General features: G+C 51.9%; 18 protein-coding genes. 7 read left to right on the plus strand and 11 right to left on the minus strand.

Features of this window, described 5'->3' with window-relative positions; genetic code table 11:
• The first annotated feature begins 10 nt into the window (after positions 1-10).
• The 3 genes from ubiA (at position 11) to phoR (ending at position 3,108) form a co-directional block, all read left to right on the plus strand.
• Positions 11-829, plus strand: a complete 819-nt coding sequence (gene ubiA, locus ACJJIQ_RS20090) for a 4-hydroxybenzoate octaprenyltransferase (protein ID WP_445364836.1) — start codon at positions 11-13, stop codon at positions 827-829.
• 110 nt (positions 830-939) lie between these two features.
• Positions 940-1,644 (plus strand): phosphate regulon transcriptional regulator PhoB, encoded by a 705-nt coding sequence (gene phoB / locus ACJJIQ_RS20095; protein WP_108735044.1) that lies wholly within the window; start codon positions 940-942, stop codon positions 1,642-1,644.
• Between the two features lie 84 nt (positions 1,645-1,728).
• On the plus strand, positions 1,729-3,108 hold the full coding sequence (phoR, locus tag ACJJIQ_RS20100; RefSeq protein WP_445362848.1) for a phosphate regulon sensor histidine kinase PhoR: 1,380 nt from the start codon (positions 1,729-1,731) through the stop codon (positions 3,106-3,108).
• 12 nt (positions 3,109-3,120) lie between these two features.
• Here the strand turns inward: phoR and ACJJIQ_RS20105 are convergent, their stop codons facing one another.
• From ACJJIQ_RS20105 to ACJJIQ_RS20120, 4 genes are all read right to left on the minus strand, one after another.
• The gene (locus ACJJIQ_RS20105) at positions 3,121-3,480 is read right to left on the minus strand and encodes a hypothetical protein (RefSeq protein ID WP_444915156.1); all 360 of its coding nucleotides are present in this window, start codon (positions 3,478-3,480) and stop codon (positions 3,121-3,123) included.
• A 2-nt stretch (positions 3,481-3,482) separates the two neighbouring features.
• Positions 3,483-4,094 carry a DUF938 domain-containing protein gene (locus ACJJIQ_RS20110; protein ID WP_445362849.1) on the minus strand — a complete coding sequence of 204 codons (612 nt, stop codon included), beginning with the start codon at positions 4,092-4,094 and terminating at the stop codon, positions 3,483-3,485.
• Positions 4,091-4,867, minus strand: a complete 777-nt coding sequence (yaaA, locus tag ACJJIQ_RS20115) for a peroxide stress protein YaaA (protein ID WP_445362850.1) — start codon at positions 4,865-4,867, stop codon at positions 4,091-4,093. Before yaaA ends, ACJJIQ_RS20110 begins: the two co-directional genes overlap by 4 nt.
• Positions 4,868-4,946: 79 nt before the next feature.
• Positions 4,947-5,426 (minus strand): DUF4265 domain-containing protein, encoded by a 480-nt coding sequence (locus tag ACJJIQ_RS20120; RefSeq protein ID WP_108735048.1) that lies wholly within the window; start codon positions 5,424-5,426, stop codon positions 4,947-4,949.
• A 72-nt stretch (positions 5,427-5,498) separates the two neighbouring features.
• Between ACJJIQ_RS20120 and ACJJIQ_RS20125 the strand changes: the two genes are divergently transcribed.
• Positions 5,499-6,785 carry a M48 family metalloprotease gene (locus ACJJIQ_RS20125; RefSeq protein ID WP_445362851.1) on the plus strand — a complete coding sequence of 429 codons (1,287 nt, stop codon included), beginning with the start codon at positions 5,499-5,501 and terminating at the stop codon, positions 6,783-6,785.
• Between the two features lie 88 nt (positions 6,786-6,873).
• Here ACJJIQ_RS20125 and ACJJIQ_RS20130 read toward each other — a convergent pair whose 3' ends face one another.
• The 7 genes from ACJJIQ_RS20130 to ACJJIQ_RS20160 all read right to left on the minus strand — a co-directional run bounded on the left by ACJJIQ_RS20130 (position 6,874) and on the right by ACJJIQ_RS20160 (position 13,923).
• The gene (locus ACJJIQ_RS20130; RefSeq protein ID WP_445362852.1) at positions 6,874-7,725 is read right to left on the minus strand and encodes a putative porin; all 852 of its coding nucleotides are present in this window, start codon (positions 7,723-7,725) and stop codon (positions 6,874-6,876) included.
• 290 nt (positions 7,726-8,015) lie between these two features.
• A complete protein-coding gene (locus ACJJIQ_RS20135; RefSeq protein ID WP_444895645.1) occupies positions 8,016-8,330 on the minus strand; it encodes an antibiotic biosynthesis monooxygenase family protein in 315 nt (104 codons plus the stop codon).
• An 83-nt stretch (positions 8,331-8,413) separates the two neighbouring features.
• Entirely contained in the window at positions 8,414-9,115 is a 702-nt protein-coding gene (gene phoU, locus ACJJIQ_RS20140; protein ID WP_282930610.1) for a phosphate signaling complex protein PhoU, read from the minus strand.
• A 23-nt stretch (positions 9,116-9,138) separates the two neighbouring features.
• Entirely contained in the window at positions 9,139-9,948 is an 810-nt protein-coding gene (pstB, locus tag ACJJIQ_RS20145; RefSeq protein ID WP_282934617.1) for a phosphate ABC transporter ATP-binding protein PstB, read from the minus strand.
• Positions 9,949-10,050: 102 nt separating this feature from the next.
• The gene (gene pstA, locus ACJJIQ_RS20150; protein WP_282930609.1) at positions 10,051-11,337 is read right to left on the minus strand and encodes a phosphate ABC transporter permease PstA; all 1,287 of its coding nucleotides are present in this window, start codon (positions 11,335-11,337) and stop codon (positions 10,051-10,053) included.
• A complete protein-coding gene (pstC, locus tag ACJJIQ_RS20155; RefSeq protein WP_444892394.1) occupies positions 11,330-12,709 on the minus strand; it encodes a phosphate ABC transporter permease subunit PstC in 1,380 nt (459 codons plus the stop codon). Before pstC ends, pstA begins: the two co-directional genes overlap by 8 nt.
• A gap of 161 nt (positions 12,710-12,870) precedes the next feature.
• A complete protein-coding gene (locus tag ACJJIQ_RS20160; protein ID WP_445362853.1) occupies positions 12,871-13,923 on the minus strand; it encodes a PstS family phosphate ABC transporter substrate-binding protein in 1,053 nt (350 codons plus the stop codon).
• 183 nt (positions 13,924-14,106) lie between these two features.
• Between ACJJIQ_RS20160 and ACJJIQ_RS20165 the strand changes: the two genes are divergently transcribed.
• The 3 genes from ACJJIQ_RS20165 to ACJJIQ_RS20175 all read left to right on the plus strand — a co-directional run bounded on the left by ACJJIQ_RS20165 (position 14,107) and on the right by ACJJIQ_RS20175 (position 17,229).
• Positions 14,107-14,679 carry a TRAP transporter small permease subunit gene (locus tag ACJJIQ_RS20165; protein ID WP_445362854.1) on the plus strand — a complete coding sequence of 191 codons (573 nt, stop codon included), beginning with the start codon at positions 14,107-14,109 and terminating at the stop codon, positions 14,677-14,679.
• Positions 14,676-16,037: a TRAP transporter large permease gene (locus tag ACJJIQ_RS20170; protein ID WP_445362855.1), complete on the plus strand. Its 1,362-nt coding sequence runs from the start codon at positions 14,676-14,678 to the stop codon at positions 16,035-16,037. Before ACJJIQ_RS20165 ends, ACJJIQ_RS20170 begins: the two co-directional genes overlap by 4 nt.
• Positions 16,038-16,335: 298 nt before the next feature.
• The gene (locus ACJJIQ_RS20175) at positions 16,336-17,229 is read left to right on the plus strand and encodes an ABC transporter ATP-binding protein (RefSeq protein WP_445362856.1); all 894 of its coding nucleotides are present in this window, start codon (positions 16,336-16,338) and stop codon (positions 17,227-17,229) included.
• The last annotated feature ends 8 nt before the right edge of the window (positions 17,230-17,237 follow it).

Consider the following 17,237-nt stretch of genomic DNA (forward strand, 5'->3'; position numbering starts at 1 on the left):
ATTAGCGAGGATGGACAAGCCCATAGGTTCACTGCTGTTACTCTGGCCCACTTGGTGCGCACTATGGCTAGCCGCTGAGGGGTGGCCGGGCTTCCACTTGTTTATCGTATTTACACTCGGTGTGATCCTGATGCGAGCGGCTGGCTGCGCAGTCAATGATTTCGCCGATCGCAAAATTGACGCCCATGTAAAGCGCACTGCGGAGCGTCCTCTGGCCACCGGCGCACTGACGCCAAAGTCTGCATTGGCGCTTTTCGCCAGCCTCAGCGCTGCCGCCTTCCTTCTGGTACTCACCACCAACACACTCACAATTCTCCTCTCGTTTTTAGCTCTGGCTCTGGCATTCGGCTATCCCTTTGCAAAACGCCACACACACCTACCCCAGATGGTCCTGGGCGCCGCCTTTAGTATGGGAATCCCCATGTCTTTTGCAGCGGTTACAGGAGAAGTACCAGCAGAGGCCTGGTTGCTCTATACCGCCAACTTGGTTTGGACCCTGTGCTATGACACTTTCTATGCGATGGTGGACCGCGATGACGATCTTCAGATCGGCGTTAAATCCACCGCCATTTTGTTTGGGGAAATGGACAAGGTGATCACCGGAACCTTACAACTTTTAGTTCTAATTGCTCTACTGCTTATTGGATCAAGGTTCTCACTCGGTATTTTTTACTACTTGGCGCTATTGCCGGTTTGCAGTTTATTCGTTTATCAGCAGTGGCTGATTCGGGACCGAGAGCGAGAGGGCTGTTTTCAGGCTTTTATCAACAATAATTGGGTAGGGTTTGCCATTTTCGCCGGCATATCGCTGCATTTTCTGCTGAATTGAAAGATGAGTGGGCCCTAGAAGTGGAGCGTCATATATTTGTCATATAAATCCCGTTTAATCCTCGGCCATAACTGGGGAAACCCTGACAACAGAGCGGGTATGGCAGGCAAATGCACAGTAAAACGATCCTGATTGTCGATGACGAATCCGCAGTGCGCGATATGCTGCGGGTCGCACTGGAAATGGCGGATTACCGCTGCCTTGAGGCGGAAAACGCCCAGGAAGCTCACGCCCTGATTATCGACGAGAAGCCAGACTTAGTGCTGCTCGACTGGATGCTGCCGGATGTTTCCGGGGTAGAGCTGGCAAGGCGCCTCAAGCGCGATGAACTCACCACCTCATTGCCGATCATCATGCTCACGGCAAAAGGTGAAGAAGACAATAAAATCAAAGGGTTAGAGACCGGGGCCGACGATTACATCACCAAGCCTTTCTCCCCCCGGGAGCTGGTTGCACGCTTAAAGGCCGTACTGCGCCGCGCGGGCCCGGCAACCCCGGAAGAACCCCTCAGCGCCGGCGCACTGATATTGGACCCACTGAGTCACCGAGTCACTATCAAAGGGCAGCCGGTGGATATGGGGCCAACAGAATTTCGCCTTCTCACCTTCTTCCTCTCCCACCAAGAGCGCGCCTATACACGCACCCAACTCCTCGATCATGTATGGGGTGGGAATGTCTATGTGGAGGAGCGCACCGTGGATGTCCATATCCGCCGTCTGCGCAAAGCCCTGGCCATTGATGGCCACGACCGCTATATCCAGACAGTTCGCGGCACCGGGTATCGGTTTTCTGTGCAAACCGCAGAAAAAGTGTGACAATCCTCTCTGGATCGGTACCGATCCCTGCAGAATCAAACCTCCGCGCTTAACGGGTGCGGGCCTGGTTCCATGAGGTATTGAATGCGGGCGGAAGAGGCTGTGCCACTGCCGCCATCTATCAGGCAACACGGCAACTCTATGTTGGATCGCAGTATTGGCGAGTTCTCGCGTTTCGTAATTATCGCCCTGGGATGCACCATTCTCGGTGTCACCTCCGGCAGCTGGTCTCTCGCCCTGATTGCGGGATTGGCCAGCTATCTGATCTCAGTGCTGTGGCAACAGCAACGTTTCAACCGCTGGCTGGCAAACGGCAGACGCGGCCCAGCCCCAACCGCCTTTGGTATTTGGGGCGAAATCTACGACGACTTTTACCGTATGCAGCGGCGCCACCGCCGCGAGAAGCAGAAGCTGCACGTGATGTTGCGCCGGGTACAAGACAGCACCAGCGCACTGCGCGAAGGCATTGTAGCCCTGGAAGACGGCGATAACCTGGCTTGGTGGAACCCTGCAGCGGGTGAACTCCTTGGGTTGCAAGCCAGTGATTCCGGCCAGTCATTAGTCAACTTTGTCCGCGACCCTGGCTTTGTCAGCTATATGCACGGTGATAACAGCGGAGAACCCCTCACTCTGCCCGCACCTGGCAATGAAGCCCGCATGTTACAGCTGGAAGTCACCCGCTACGGTAAAGATGAGGCTTTGGTCATTGTTCGCGACATCACCCGTTTACACAATCTCGAGCAGATGCGCCGGGATTTTGTCGCCAATGTTTCCCATGAGCTGCGCACCCCCCTCACGGTAATTGCCGGCTACCTGGAAACACTGCAAAGCAGTGATATGGCACCGCCTCCCTGGAGGAAACCCCTGGCTCAAATGGAGGAGCAGACTGGCCGCATGAGTACGCTGGTCAATGACCTGCTGTTATTGGCTCGCTTGGAGACCTCAGAACGCAAAAGCGGGGATATGGCTGTAGCCGTACCAGAACTGATTGAGAGGGTGGCCCAGGAAGCGCGCAGCTTCAGTGGCGATCGGCATCATCATATCGAAGTTGATTGCAAAGGGGATTGCTACCTCAATGGAGACCCCGGCGAATTACACAGTGCTTTTGCCAACTTAGTTTTAAATGCCGTGAAATACACTCCCGAAGAAGGCGAGATTCAATTGCGCTGGTGGCAGGATGACAAAGGCGGGCACTTTTCCGTAGAGGACAACGGTATCGGTATCGATTCGATCCATATTCCCCGCCTGACTGAGCGCTTCTATCGAGTTGATCCAGGCCGCTCACGGGATAGTGGCGGCACAGGTCTCGGACTGGCGATCGTTAAGCATGTGTTGCTGCGACACAATGGAGAAATGAGTGTAGAAAGTACGCCCGGGCAGGGCAGTCTCTTCACGCTTCACTTTCCGCCAGCAAAGCTGGCTCAAAAACCAGCATCCAGGTTGAGTTCTGAAGCCGCTAATTAAAGCGGCTTTCGATTACTCCAGTTCCTGCAGTTCTACTTCTTTACCGTCTTTGACATAGCTGGCCGTGGCCTCTTTACCCAGAGCGTTTGCTTCCCGGCGCAAAACCAAATGGTGCAACTGCAAATCCCCATCGCGCAGCAGTAGGTGCTCATTGCCCTCATCATCGGTAGGCAGGGCCTTAACACCAATGAGGGCATCTCGCAGAGCGCGCAGCTTGGGCACATCGCGATAGCGATTCAAGTCATTCGACAAACGGGCTTTCATGCGCTCACTCTCATGCAGTGCCGCCGCTGTCTCTCGGTATTTGGCAAAAAAGAATACCGCTCCAATGGCAAAAGCCACGATTACCACTATTTCCAACCACTCGGGCATGGTTACTCCTTATTATCGCTTTTGCGCCAGACCATTAATTGGTTATTGGCTGGCAAGTAATTTAGTTCTACGCGACTGAACCCCGCACTCTCCGCCAGCTGATCGAGCCATTCGAGATCGCGAATCCCCCGCTTGGGGTCACGCTCCTTCAACTCAATATCAAAATCAGCATTAGTAGGGCCAAGAAACTCTCCTGCAATTTTCACGGGACCATAAACGATCAACAAACCTTCCGGCTCCAAAACATCGGCACTATGCAGAAAGAACTTTTGTACCAGTTCAGCCGACATAATATGCAAGGTGTTTGCAGTGAAAATAGCATCAGCCGAAATCTCGGGCCAAGAATCACCAACATCGAGCGCCAGCGGTTGCGGCAGGTTGCTATTGGGTATCTCCGCCAGCCAGGACTTTACTACCTCCAGCTGTTGCGATCGCTCTGAAGTTTGCCATTCAAGATGCGGTAAATGCGGAGCAAAATATACTGCGTGCTGACCGGTACCACTGCCAACCTCAAGCACTTTACGACTTGAAGCCAGCAGGCGAGTCAGTTGCTGGAGAATCGGCTCGCGATTGCGCCCGCAGGAGGGCGCATTGGGCAATTCAGTGCTGCTCACTGCGGCTCATCCCGGGTAAATACCCAATCCCACTCAGTGGACAATCCTGGGTTATAACCATAACCAGCCACATCAAAACCTTTCAGCTCTTCCGCCTTCTTTACCCTCTGATCAATCGCCCAGCGACTCATCATGCCTCTGGCTTTCTTAGCAAAGAAACTAATCATCTTATACTGACCATTTTTCAGGTCCTTAAAATGCGGGGTGATCACCTGAGCATCAAGCTGCTTGGTTTTGACTGATTTGAAATATTCATTGGATGCCAGGTTTACCAACTCGCGATCCTTCACGCCCTGCAACTGCGCATTCAATGCTTCGGTAATCTTATCTCCCCAAAATTCATAGAGATTCTTACCCTTGGCATTTTCAAATTTAGTGCCCATCTCGAGGCGATAGGGTTGCATCAAGTCCAAAGGGCGCAGCAAACCATAAAGGCCAGAGAGCATACGCAAGTGCTTTTGCGCATAGGCAAAGTCCCGCTTACCCATAGTCTCCGCCTCCAATCCAGTATAAACATCACCTTTAAAGGCGAGCAGGGCGGGGCGGGCGTTGTTATCGGTAAATGGGCGCTTCCAAGTGTGGAAGCGATCGTAATTTAAGACTCCCAACTTATCTGAAATCTTCATCAAGCTGGAAACCTGCTGCGGGCTCAGTTCGCGCAGCTCTTTGATCAGGGCTGCTGACTCTTTCAAAAAGTCCGGCTGGGTGGTTTCCAGTGAGGGAATATCACTTTCATAGTCCAGGGTTTTCGCCGGTGAAATAACTATTAACATCGGGTGCCTTCTCGCTTCGCTATCGCCTCAACCACACACTACCAAGCTATTGTGGCTGGCCCAAATATATCGCGGATGTTTACTCTGGCTTTAGGACGTCCTGCCACCAGTTGAGCGGTGTCTGCCCATCTTTGGGGTCATAAACATTGCCGTAATACCAAACGCTATTAGCCCCATCGCAGGCACTGTTGAGGATTTCCTCAATCTTATCGAATCCACAGCTGACATGAATGCTGTAGACCAATACGCGCGGTGCCTCGAGATCCAACTCACCCCCGAGCTTTTCCAGCTGTGGGGTCAACTTATCAGACAGTTCCGTGCTATCGCCACGACAAAAAATACGCACCGCCAAATTGCCCGAGCGCTTTACCAACTCAAATTGCTGGGTGTCTTTATCGACCTTAATGTAATCCCCACTGGCGATTCCCTTAATAAAGACAGGGGATCGCACCAGTTGGCAGCTATCATCCTCGCTCACACGAACCTGTAGCCGTTCCACCACGGGCTCACCTTCGGGGTTGTTGCCCGCAAATAACTCAATGACTTGAAGTGCCGTCATAAACCTCAGTTCCCGTACTGTGTACAATGAGTAACCATTCTAATGACTCAACATTATACAGGGAGGGAGGCAATGATCTCGCGTACCCAAGCGCTTACGGCATGTGTCGCGTTTTGGACGACCACGATTCTCGGAGGATGCGTTGTCAATCCAGTCACCGGTGAGAAACAGGTTTCGCTGATATCTCCGCAGCAGGAAATTCAACTGGGGCAACAGCACTACACTGCCAACCAACAACAGCAGGGCGGCCAATACACCATTGATCCGGCCCTGCAAAACTACGTCAGCCAGGTTGGCCAAAAGCTGGCACGGGTCTCTGACCGCCCCCAGCTACCTTACGAGTTTGTGGTTCTGAACAACTCGGTTCCCAACGCCTGGGCCCTGCCCGGCGGCAAAATCGCCATCAATCGAGGCCTACTGGTGTTACTCGATGACGAAGCTGAGCTCGCCGCCGTACTGAGCCATGAGATAGTTCACGCCGCTGCGCGCCACTCCGCAACTGCGATGTCCCAACAACAATTATTGGGCGCAGGCCTGGCAATCGTGGGAGCTGCCACCCAAGACTCTGGGTACTCTGACTTGATCGCCACCGGGACTCAACTGGGGGGCTCCGCCTATATTGCCCGCTACAGTCGCGGCAATGAGTTAGAGTCAGATCAGTACGGCATGAAATATATGGCCGCTGCGGGATATGATCCCCAGGGGGCCGTACGCCTACAAAGAAAATTTGTTGAACTGTCGGAGGGGCGGCAAACTGGTGGACTGGAAGCGCTCTTTGCCAGCCATCCCCCTTCCCAATCTCGTGTCAGCGCTAATATCAAGCACAGTCAATCTCTACCCAAAGGGGGAATCACCAACCGGGCCTCTTACCAAAAAGCCATAGCGCAATTAAAGCGCGATGCCGATGCTTACAAGAATTACGACAATGCGGTTGCCGCAGCCAATAATAAAAAGTTTGACTCTGCACTAAAGCTGGTGAGAAAAGCTCAAAAACAGCAACCCAAAGAAGCTGCCTTTTTTGCGCTAGAAGGCGATTTACTCAGCCAAAAGAAACAATATAAAAATGCCCGAAAGGCATACGATAGTGCCATTCAAAAGAATCCGGCGCTATTTTCGTATTGGCTAAAGCGGGGAGTCACTAATATCCAATTAAAAAGTTATAGCTCTGCAGAGGGCGACCTAACCAGATCACTACGCTATCTGGATACCGCTTATGCTCACTACTACCTCGGCCAGACCTATGAGAGACAGGGAAATAAGCAAAGTGCTTACAAGCACTATCAGGAAGCTGCCGGGGCTGGAGGGGAAATTGGCACCATGGCTCAAAATAGAATTAAGGCGATAGCCGGCAAAGGTTAAATTTTAAGCAAAAAATTTTATTTGCCTATTTTTTCAGAAACCTATGGGAATAAAAAGGGCTATCAACGATAGCCCTTTTTCTATCAAGTTACAGCTGAACAGTCAAACCCAGCTCAAACTTGTCTACATCAATATCGGCATTAGCGCCTACACCATAGGTATTCAGACCAAAGCTACGGATATTCAGGCCATCAGCAAACATAGTGCTGTAACCAGCTTCAACAGCAACATTACGGCTAAAGAAGTGCGAGAATCCAACTTTTACATCTTCATTCTCGTCAATCTTCGCACCAAAAGACGTATTCTGGGAGAAGAAGTAGTCTGCACCCAGCTGCCAGTAGTCGCCACCATCGTCATAATCGGCATAAGCAAATTCTGCGGTCACATATTGATCGCCACCCAAGTTAGCAAAGTACTTGGTTGAAAAAACACCCGCATCATCGCCAGCGATAAAATCAAAACCGATGTAGTCGGAACCACTCAATTGGTGATTATAGCGAAGCTCAACAAAAGTCTCGTCAGTGCCATCAAAATCTGTGTGGGACAGCTCTACCAAGAAGTTTGGAGTAAACAGGTATCCGATAGAAGCTGTATTAACAGCTTCATCATCAGTTTCAGTTAGGCTCGCACCTAAAACCAGACCAAAGCTAGTGAAGTATTCACCTGCGATGGCAATGCCATCTAAATCTTCGCTAGATATATCGTAGTGGGTGTAAGCAGCAGATATATTGCTAGCCTTATTGATATATTCAAACTCTTTTAGAGGACCTAGTGCCTCTTTACCGGAGAAGTAATAGGTGGTTTCAGCAGAAAACTGATTGCCATCAGCTCCATCGAAATCCAGGTTTGAATAATCCAAAGTAGTGATGGAATTATACTCCTCGGCACCAGCAGTTGCGGCAAGAAGCATTAAGGGAAGAGCAGCAAGCTTGAATCTCATTGAATAAATCCTTCGTTAACGTAGCGATCCAAATTGGGCTGCGGATTGTAACAAAAGTTTTTAAGTGCGCAACAACAGCAAATTACACGGTAAGCAATTAAGGTCAAATTTGCGGCAAAGTGAATATTATTTTTCGACGAATAACTTCTTTAAAACAAAAAATAAAAACTGTAATCACCTGTAATACATGAAACGCAAACATATCTATTAAAAGCATTAAAATAAAAAATTTTATTTTAATTATAATAAGCAAACTTATTCAGGCTTCATTCAGGTTCAACTGATTAACATCAATCCTCTATATTTTTTACGACCCATTGCGGGTCATAAAATTCCCCTACTAGATTAATTTTTACAAAAGGGGCCACGCTGGCAATGATTTCATCAATTTTTTTACTGTGTTCAGTTTGCATAGCATCCCGATCTTTTTTACATCGCCAGCTAGCAATGGCTATCAACACATTGGGGTCATCAATTTTTCGATGAAGTTCTGTGCCCATCGCTCCCGGGGAGCGCTGTATGATCTCGGAAGCACGCACCCAGGCATCGGCATAATCCTCAGCTTTAAACCCATCTTGTAGATGAACTTCGAAGATAAATTTCATTCCCTGTATTACCTGACGACTAAGAATTAGATTCCAATAAAAAAAGGCCGCGCTAGGCGACCTTTTTAAATTAGCAAAACCCTTTAGGACTTGCGCAGATTTTCCTGGTGCCCGTGCCGGATATCAGCACCCTCCACCAAGTAAACAACCTGTTCACAAATATTCTTCGCATGGTCACCGATCCGCTCCAGTGAGCGCAGGGTCCACAACACATTAATGACCCGGGAAATACTGCGCGGGTCCTCCATCATGTAAGTTACCAGTTCACGTACGGCCGTACGGTAATCCATATCAACCTGCTGGTCCTCAGCAAGAGTTTGCAGAGCCGACTGCACATCGAAACGAGTATAGGCATCCAGGGCGTCATTGAGCATTTTGCGCACAGCATTGGCAATATGACGGATTTCGGTATACCCGCGCGGCGACGTACCTTCATCTGTCAGCGCTATGGCCATCTTGGCAATCTTGCTCGCCTCATCTCCAATTCGCTCCAGGTCGCGGGCAATTCGAATGACAGACAGCACCATACGGAGGTCAGATGCCGCCGGTTGGCGTTTGGCAATAATTAGCGTGGCGTGCTCATCCAGGGCCATCTCACTCTTATCGATGACTTCTTCAATACGCAGAACTTCCTCGGCCAACTCACTGTCAGCATTGGCCAGGGCATCAACTGCATCGGCAACCTGGCGGGCGACCATACCGCCCATTTCCAGCATCTCTGTCTTTAAGCTTTCCAGGTCTTCATTAAATTGGCGTGAGATATGTTGATCGAAATGCATTTCCATAGTTTTCCCTCCGAGCAGGAACCTTAGCCGAAGCGGCCGGTGATATAGGCTTCAGTGAGTTCGTGCTCGGGGTTGGTGAACACCGTTTCAGTATCGTTAACTTCCACCAAATGCCCCAAATGGAAGTAAGCCGTACGCTGACTCACCCGCGCAGCCTGCTGCATCGAGTGAGTAACGATTGCGATAGTGTAGTTCTGGCGCAGCTCATCGATCAGCTCTTCGATTCGCGCCGTTGCAATCGGGTCCAGGGCGGAGCAGGGCTCATCCATCAGGATCACTTCCGGGCTCACCGCAATAGCGCGGGCAATGCACAGGCGCTGCTGCTGACCACCGGACAGGCCCGTACCCGGCTTGTCCAAACGATCTTTAACCTCATTCCACAGACCGGCGCGGCGCAGGCTATTTTCTACGATCTCATCCAGATCGGCACGGCGGCTGGCAATGCCGTGGATTTTTGGGCCGTAGGCCACATTCTCGTAAATGGACTTGGGAAAAGGGTTTGGTTTCTGGAATACCATGCCGACGCGGGCGCGCAGGGGTACCACGTCCACTTTGGGGCCATAGATGGGGTCACCATCCAGACTTAACTCGCCCTCGACGCGACAGCCTTCAATGGTGTCATTCATTCGGTTGAGGCAACGTAAAAACGTCGACTTACCACAGCCGGAAGGGCCGATCATGGCAACCACTTCATTTTTTCCAATATCGAGGCCGACCGAGTGGATCGCCTGGGTTTCACCATAGAAAACATTCACATTGCGCATACGCAACTTGGCGGTGTCACAGAAGGGTTGGCCAACTGTTTCTCTAACATCAGCCCGATCATTCATCATTTGCCTACCCGCAACATCGGATTGCGCCGCATCAGTTTGGCTGGCGGCATCCAGGGCCATGGTACTCATATAATATCCCGCTTTCTGATAATCCGCGCTCTGTTACCAGCGGCGCTCAAGTTTCTTGCGCAGCAATACCGCGCTGGTATTCATCACAATCAGCACACTCAGCAACACCATAATGGCTGCGGAGGTGCGCTCGACAAAGGCGCGCTCCGGGCTGTCTGCCCACAGGAAAATCTGCACAGGCAGCACGGTGGCCGGGTCGGTTACCCCAGCAGGTACGTCGACAATAAAAGCGACCATACCAATCATCAATAGGGGTGCCGTCTCACCGAGGGCCTGGGCCATACCGATAATCGCGCCGGTCAACATACCCGGCATCGCCAGGGGCAGCACATGGTGGAAAACCACCTGCATACGCGAAGCCCCCATACCCATTGCCGCCTCGCGAATTGAGGGTGGCACCGCCTTCAAAGCCGCGCGGCTGGAAATAATAATCGTGGGCAAGGTCATCAGTGTCAGTACCAAGCCCCCTACCAGGGGTGCCGAACGCGGCAACTCAAAGAAATTAATAAATATCGCCAGGCCCAAAAGACCGAAAACAATAGAAGGCACTGCCGCGAGGTTATTGATATTCACCTCAATCAAATCGGTCCAACGGTTTTTGGGCGCATACTCTTCCAAGTAAATCGCCGCCGCCACACCGATAGGGAATGACAGTGCGAGAGTTACCAACAGGGTAAACAGGGAGCCCATCAAGGCTGCGCGGATGCCCGCCTGCTCTGGTTCACGGGAGTCGCCATTGGTAAAGAAGATGGTATTGAACCGCTTCTTCAGTTCACCGCTGTCCAACAGCTGCTCAATCCAACCGGCCTTCTGGTCCGAGGTACGACCACGGAAACCCTCTTTGGAATCCTTCAGGCTTTTGACGAAAGTATCCACATCGTCATCGACTGACAGCCAGACTTTCTCGGATTTACCCAACAGTTCCGGATTCGCAGCTAAGCGATCGCGCAGGGTAAAAGGTGCTCCGGAGGAGACCAGGCTGTAGAGCTCGCGCTTGTCACTGCGACCAGTCACAGTGGGAAAGCGTTCGCGCAGGGACTGGCGAATAACACCGGTGAAGTTTGCCCAGGTCAGACTTTCATCATCGACCTTATCGATGCCCAGAACCTGTTCGTCGTAGTGCACCTCCAGTTGGATAGCTGTCTGCACAAAGGCACCACTGCCTTTGCTGATAATGTCAGTGAACAAAATCAGTACAGCGAGTACACCAAAGGCAATACTGCCGATACCCAGCCCACGAAACAGCTTTTCTTTGCGGTGACGGCTGGCGAGGCTTTTTTCTATGCGCTCGCGAACCTGCGCCTGAGTAAGATCAGTCATACTGCTCCCGGTATTTTTTCACTACGTGCAAGGCAATAAAGTTCAGCACCAAAGTGGAGATAAACAACATCAGGCCCAAAGCAAAAGCGGCGAGGGTCTTGGGACTGTCAAATTCCTGGTCGCCAACCAACAGAGTCACAATCTGCACCGTCACAGTCGTGACCGATTCGAGCGGGTTTGCGGTGAGGTTCGCCGCGAGTCCGGCGGCCATCACCACAATCATGGTTTCACCAATTGCGCGGGAAACCGCCAACAATACACCGCCGACGATGCCGGGTAGTGCCGCAGGAATCACAACTTTGCGCACCGTCTCGGACTGGGTGGAACCCAAGCCCAGGGCACCATCGCGCAGGGACTGGGGCACCGCATTAATCACGTCATCGGACAGAGAGGAAACAAAGGGAATAATCATGATTCCCATCACCAGGCCAGCGGCCAGTGCGCTTTCACTGGAGGCCTGGAGGCCCATAGAGGTGGCCAACTCGCGAATAAATGGAGCAACGGTTAAGGCAGCAAAAAAGCCATATACCACGGTGGGTACACCGGCGAGAATTTCGAGTACCGGCTTGGCCAGGGAACGTACGCGCTTACTGGCGTACTCGGCCAGATAAATAGCCGCCATCAATCCCACAGGTACCGCCACAAACATGGCAATCGCGGACACCATCAGGGTTCCGGTAAATAGCGGGACAGCACCAAAAGCACCGCTCGATCCCACCTGGTCTGCGCGCAGGGCCATCTGTGGGCTCCAGTGCAAACCAAACAGGAATTCACTCACCGGCACGGACTGGAAGAAGCGCAGGGATTCAAACAATACCGATAACAAAATACCGACAGTGGTTAGAATCGCGGCGCTGGCACAGGCAATCAGCACCGTGCGCAGCACTTTTTCAACTTTTTCGCGAGCGCGCAGCTTCGGAGAAAAGCGCAGCAGTGCAAAAGCGGCAAGGCCGCTGGCCAACACCAAACTCAGGAAGGCCTGTAAATTATTGGAGCTGGAACGCAACTGACTGAGGTAGTCCGCAGCACTCTGCAATTGTGGGGACTTTTCACCTATCAGGTGGCCCGCCGCGAGATTCTGGATCTGCGCGTAGAGAAGGTTCTGCCCGGAGATACTCTCCGGCTTATCGGCAATACTATTCATGACCATCGCACGGATGATCGAATCATCAAACACCAACCAGCCACAGAGTAATATCAGTGCTGGCAAACCACACCAAAGGGCGGTGAGTAATCCGTAGTAACTGGGCAGGGCGGCCAGATTGCGAACGCCGCCAAGGCTGCGAGCAGCGTTCACTGCACGGCGAAAGCCAGTGCCGTAGGCCACTAATATCAGGAGCAGCAAAAGTGCGAACAGTGTGGGGGTTTGCATTGAATTACCGTACTAAAAATATCGTCGCTGGCATTATCCAGACTTTATCCCCGCGTTCCATCACAGGGGGGCGACAATTTGTGAGTCTTCTTATAAAGAACGGCCAAGCCCTTTCGAGCTTGGCCGTCAATTCCCTTTGACAGTACAACTCCAGAATTTTTTTACTTGGCTGCGAGATTACTCAGTGCGTTCAGCTTGCGCACATCAGTAGCAATCTTTTGACGCTTCTCGGTGGGCAGAGGAATCATACCTTTGTCAGCCAGGTAGCCATCTTCACCCCAAGCGCGCTCATTGGTGAATTCAGCCAGGAACTGCTTAACACCGGGAACCACGTCAGCGTGCTGCTTCTTGACGTAGATAAACAGCGGACGGGAAACCGGGTAGCTCTGGTCAGCGATGGAGTCGAAAGTAGGAGCCTGATCTTCGATCAGGGAGCCCTGTACCTTGTCAGCATTCTGGTCGAGGAAACTAAAGCCGAAGATACCCAGAGCGTTCGGGTTGGCAACCAGCTTGTTCACGATCAGGTTGTCGTTCTCACCGGCTTCAACATAAGCGCCGTCTTCGCGAACGTTGTGACAGATCGCTTTATAAGCGCTCTTGTCTGTTTTCTTCATGGCTTTGATCCAGCCAAACTTCTTACAGCCACCTTCCATTGCCAGCTCGGCAAAAGCATCGCGAGTACCGGAAGTGGGGGGCGGACCCAAAACTTCGATTTTGGTATTGGGCAGAGCTGAGTTTACGTCCTTCCAGGTCTTGTAGGGGTTGGCTACCAGAGTTTCAGAACCGTCTGGGTTAGGTACTTCCTTAGCCAGGGCCAGAAAGATGTCCTTACGAGTCAGCTTAAAGGGAGCTGCTTTCTTAGCATTCGCAAGAACGATGCCGTCGTAACCGATCTGTACTTCAACAACATCAACACCGTTGCTGTTACACATTTCCAGTTCGGATTGCTTGATGCGACGGGAGGCACCGGTGATATCCGCAGTGCTTTCTCCAACACCCTGGCAGAACAACTTCATGCCACCACCAGTACCAGTGGACTCAACGACTGGAGTTTTAAACTGGGTTGCGCGGCTAAAACGCTCCGCCACAGTCGTAGTAAACGGGTAAACAGTAGAGGAACCTACAACACTAATGTAGTCGCGCGCCGCCATAGCAACCTGTGAAGTTGCCAGGGTCAGGGCTGCCAGAGAAGTCGCCAGAATTTGCTTGTTCATTGTGTAACTCCGATGAGTGTTTTTATTTCACGCGGCGATGCTAGGAACAACGGGTGACGATTCTATGAATAAAAGATTACAAAAAGGTTACAGCTGTATTTTTACCCTGCTGGCATGAGAGCGGGCAAAGGGTTAACCTTCGAGCAACATAAATAACAATAAGATGTAAAGAGAGAAGCCCCCATGCGTTTTCTGCTGTGCAGCGCGCAGGCACTCGATCGCCTGACCAGTCATACCGGGCAACTGCTGTCCTGGTTCACCTGGGCCATGGTCCTGTTACAAAGCTGTGTTGTGGTGATGCGCCACGGCTTCAATACCGGTTCTATCGCCCTACAGGAATCCGTGATTTACCTGCACGGTGCCGCCTTTATGCTGGGGCTGGCCTATGCGTTACAGACCGATGCCCATGTGCGGGTGGATGTCTTCTACCGCAAGATGAGCGCCAGGGCCAAAGCCTGGATCAATGCAATTGGCTATCTGATATTTCTCTTACCGCTTTGCGTCTTTCTATTTATAAGCAGCTGGCACTTTGTACTGAATAGCTGGTCAGTTTTTGAAGACAGTGCGAACGCCGGCGGCCTGCCCGGGGTATTTTTACTGAAGAGCTTGATTCCTCTGTCTGCGGTCACCTTGGCTCTGGCGGGGCTGGCCCAGTTTATTCGCGCCCTGGTGCAATTGATGCTGCCCCTACAACAGTCCATTCCAATGTCGTCGTCAAAAGCAGTACTGAAGCAGGTAGAAGGGGCCGAAGTGTGATTGAGCTAATCCCCTTTCTGATGTTTGCTGCCGTCTGCGCTCTGCTTATGTTCGGCTACCCAGTAGCTTTTACCCTCGCGGGTACCGCCCTGCTATCAGCGGGCCTGGGTATTGTGTATGGCGTATTTGATGCTGAGTTGCTGCGCGCCTTCCCCGATCGCCTCTACGGCATTATGCAAAACGGCACTCTGGTTGCCGTTCCGCTATTTGTGCTGATGGGGGTAATACTGGAGCGAGCCAAGATTGCCGAAGATTTGTTGGTTAATCTGAGCAAAGCCTTTATGGGGGCTCCCTCGGGACTCGCTATTTCTGTGGTGGTAGTGGGCGCGCTGCTCGCCGCCAGCACTGGCATTGTCGGTGCAACTGTAGTCACCATGGGGTTGATGTCACTGCCCACCATGCTAAAAAATGGCTACTCCCCCAAACTGGCCACCGGCACTATCTGCGCCACCGGTACCCTCGGGCAAATTATCCCTCCGTCTATTGCCTTGGTTCTACTGGGTGACACCCTCTCCAATGCCTATCAACAAGCACAACTGTCTGCGGGCATTTTCAATCCCAAGCCAGTCAGCGTAGGGGATCTGTTTGTAGGGGCAATAATTCCCGGCTTACTGCTGGTGGCCGCCTATATCATTTATCTGTTATTTATTGCCCGTCGCCCCAAACCCACGGAAAGCAGCGAGCCTCCAGAAGTGGATAAGGCCCAACTGCTTCGCAGTCTTTTGCCCCCGATTGCCTTAATGCTGATTGTGCTCGGATCAATCATCGTTGGCGCTGCCACCCCCACAGAAGCTGCCGCTGTCGGCGCACTGGGGGCGGCGTTACTGGCGTCCAGTCGCGGAGCACTGAGCTTTAAGCGCGCCGGGGAAATAGGCCGCAGTACACTTCAGGTCTCGGCTATGGTTTTCGCCATATTGATTGGCGCTTCATTATTTTCTCTAGTATTTCGCGGTTACAACGGCGAAGAGCTGGTGACAGGATTTTTCCACAGCCTGCCCGGAGGGGTAATCGGCGCGACCCTGTTAGTGATGCTGGTAATCTTCCTGCTGGGCTTTATCCTCGACTTTATCGAGATCACCTTTGTAGTGGTACCAATTGTGGGCCCGGTACTGCTGGCAATGGGCGTCGATCCGGTGTGGCTCGGCATTATGATTGCCATCAATTTGCAAACCTCTTTCCTAACGCCTCCATTTGGGTTTGCTCTCTTTTACCTGCGCGGGGTGGCCCCCAGTTCTGTGGCCACATCGGCCATCTATCGCGGGGTAGCGCCTTTTATTGCCATCCAACTTTTACTGCTGTGCCTGCTGGCGATATGGCCGGCCCTGGCCACTTGGCTGCCGGGGGTGATTCAACAGTAACCCCTGAGGCTGCAAATGGTACGATAGCATTTTGAATCACTACCGCTTGCAGTCAATCTCCAGCCTCAGACGACTGTACCAACACAGACACTCTATAAACCCTTCACCCCTTAAATTTATCAACGCACCTTGATTCCCCCCAGCAAGCCACCACCTCCTGTTACTTTGGCGCTCGACATTTAACTCTCTCGCCAATCCATCGAAACTTTTCTGTGGGTATCTGTTCTTAAATATCAAAAGGTATTAACTACTATTGGCGATATTCAAGGGCGAATAAAAAATAAAAGGGAATTAAGAAATGCTAAAGATTGCCAACCTTTCCAAAACCTACGATAACGGTGTACACGCGCTCAATAACGTCAACTTGGAGATTCCCAAGGGGATGTTTGGGTTGCTCGGTCCCAATGGCGCCGGCAAGTCCTCACTCATGCGCACTATCGCCACGCTGCAATTTGCCGACAGCGGCACCATTACTTTCGATGGCATCGATGTGGCCAGCAATCCACAGAAAATCCGCAGTAACCTGGGTTATCTACCCCAGGATTTTGGGGTTTACCCGAGAATCAATGCCGAGGATATGCTCGATCATATGGCGGTACTAAAAGGCATTGGCAACCGCAAAGAACGCCGCGAGATGGTGGCGGAATTACTGCACCAAACCAATTTATTTAAGGATCGCAAGAAAAGCCTCAGCGGTTACTCCGGCGGTATGCGCCAGCGCTTTGGTATCGCCCAAGCCCTGATCGGCGATCCACGCCTGATTATTGTCGACGAACCCACCGCCGGTCTCGACCCACAGGAGCGCAACCGCTTTCACAACCTGCTCAGTGAAATTGGCGAGAACGTAGTGGTAATTCTCTCCACCCATATCGTCGAGGATGTTGCCGATTTATGCCCCAATATGGCTATCCTCGCCGCAGGCCAAATTGTGGCCCAGGGCAAACCTGAAGAGCTGACCTCTAAACTAGCAGGGCGTGTATGGCGGCGTACCGTCGACAAATCTGCACTGGAAGAATACCGCAATAGTTTGGATGTGATTTCCACTCGCCTATTAGCTGGGCGCCATGTTGTACACGCACTGGCAGATAGCCAACCGGCCGAGGGCTTCGAGCTGCTGCAACCCGACCTCGAAGATGTCTATTTCTCCACCCTGTTCAGCAATCAAGCCTCTCGTATGGCTAGCGCCGCCTGAGACAGGGG

Source organism: Microbulbifer maximicatervae (SeqCode) (assembly GCF_052468295.1).

What these genes read in the sequence shown, in the direction of transcription:
- ubiA (WP_445364836.1), top strand. Translation starts at nt 11, where the DNA reads ATGGACAAGCCCATAGGTTCACTGCTGTTACTCTGGCCCACTTGGTGC.
- phoB (WP_108735044.1), top strand. Translation starts at nt 940, where the DNA reads ATGCACAGTAAAACGATCCTGATTGTCGATGACGAATCCGCAGTGCGC.
- phoR (WP_445362848.1), top strand. Translation starts at nt 1,729, where the DNA reads ATGCGGGCGGAAGAGGCTGTGCCACTGCCGCCATCTATCAGGCAACAC.
- ACJJIQ_RS20105 (WP_444915156.1), bottom strand. Translation starts at nt 3,480, where the DNA reads ATGCCCGAGTGGTTGGAAATAGTGGTAATCGTGGCTTTTGCCATTGGA.
- yaaA (WP_445362850.1), bottom strand. Translation starts at nt 4,867, where the DNA reads ATGTTAATAGTTATTTCACCGGCGAAAACCCTGGACTATGAAAGTGAT.
- ACJJIQ_RS20120 (WP_108735048.1), bottom strand. Translation starts at nt 5,426, where the DNA reads ATGACGGCACTTCAAGTCATTGAGTTATTTGCGGGCAACAACCCCGAA.
- ACJJIQ_RS20125 (WP_445362851.1), top strand. Translation starts at nt 5,499, where the DNA reads ATGATCTCGCGTACCCAAGCGCTTACGGCATGTGTCGCGTTTTGGACG.
- ACJJIQ_RS20130 (WP_445362852.1), bottom strand. Translation starts at nt 7,725, where the DNA reads ATGAGATTCAAGCTTGCTGCTCTTCCCTTAATGCTTCTTGCCGCAACT.
- ACJJIQ_RS20135 (WP_444895645.1), bottom strand. Translation starts at nt 8,330, where the DNA reads ATGAAATTTATCTTCGAAGTTCATCTACAAGATGGGTTTAAAGCTGAG.
- phoU (WP_282930610.1), bottom strand. Translation starts at nt 9,115, where the DNA reads ATGGAAATGCATTTCGATCAACATATCTCACGCCAATTTAATGAAGAC.
- pstB (WP_282934617.1), bottom strand. Translation starts at nt 9,948, where the DNA reads ATGATGAATGATCGGGCTGATGTTAGAGAAACAGTTGGCCAACCCTTC.
- pstA (WP_282930609.1), bottom strand. Translation starts at nt 11,337, where the DNA reads ATGACTGATCTTACTCAGGCGCAGGTTCGCGAGCGCATAGAAAAAAGC.
- pstC (WP_444892394.1), bottom strand. Translation starts at nt 12,709, where the DNA reads ATGCAAACCCCCACACTGTTCGCACTTTTGCTGCTCCTGATATTAGTG.
- ACJJIQ_RS20160 (WP_445362853.1), bottom strand. Translation starts at nt 13,923, where the DNA reads ATGAACAAGCAAATTCTGGCGACTTCTCTGGCAGCCCTGACCCTGGCA.
- ACJJIQ_RS20165 (WP_445362854.1), top strand. Translation starts at nt 14,107, where the DNA reads ATGCGTTTTCTGCTGTGCAGCGCGCAGGCACTCGATCGCCTGACCAGT.
- ACJJIQ_RS20175 (WP_445362856.1), top strand. Translation starts at nt 16,336, where the DNA reads ATGCTAAAGATTGCCAACCTTTCCAAAACCTACGATAACGGTGTACAC.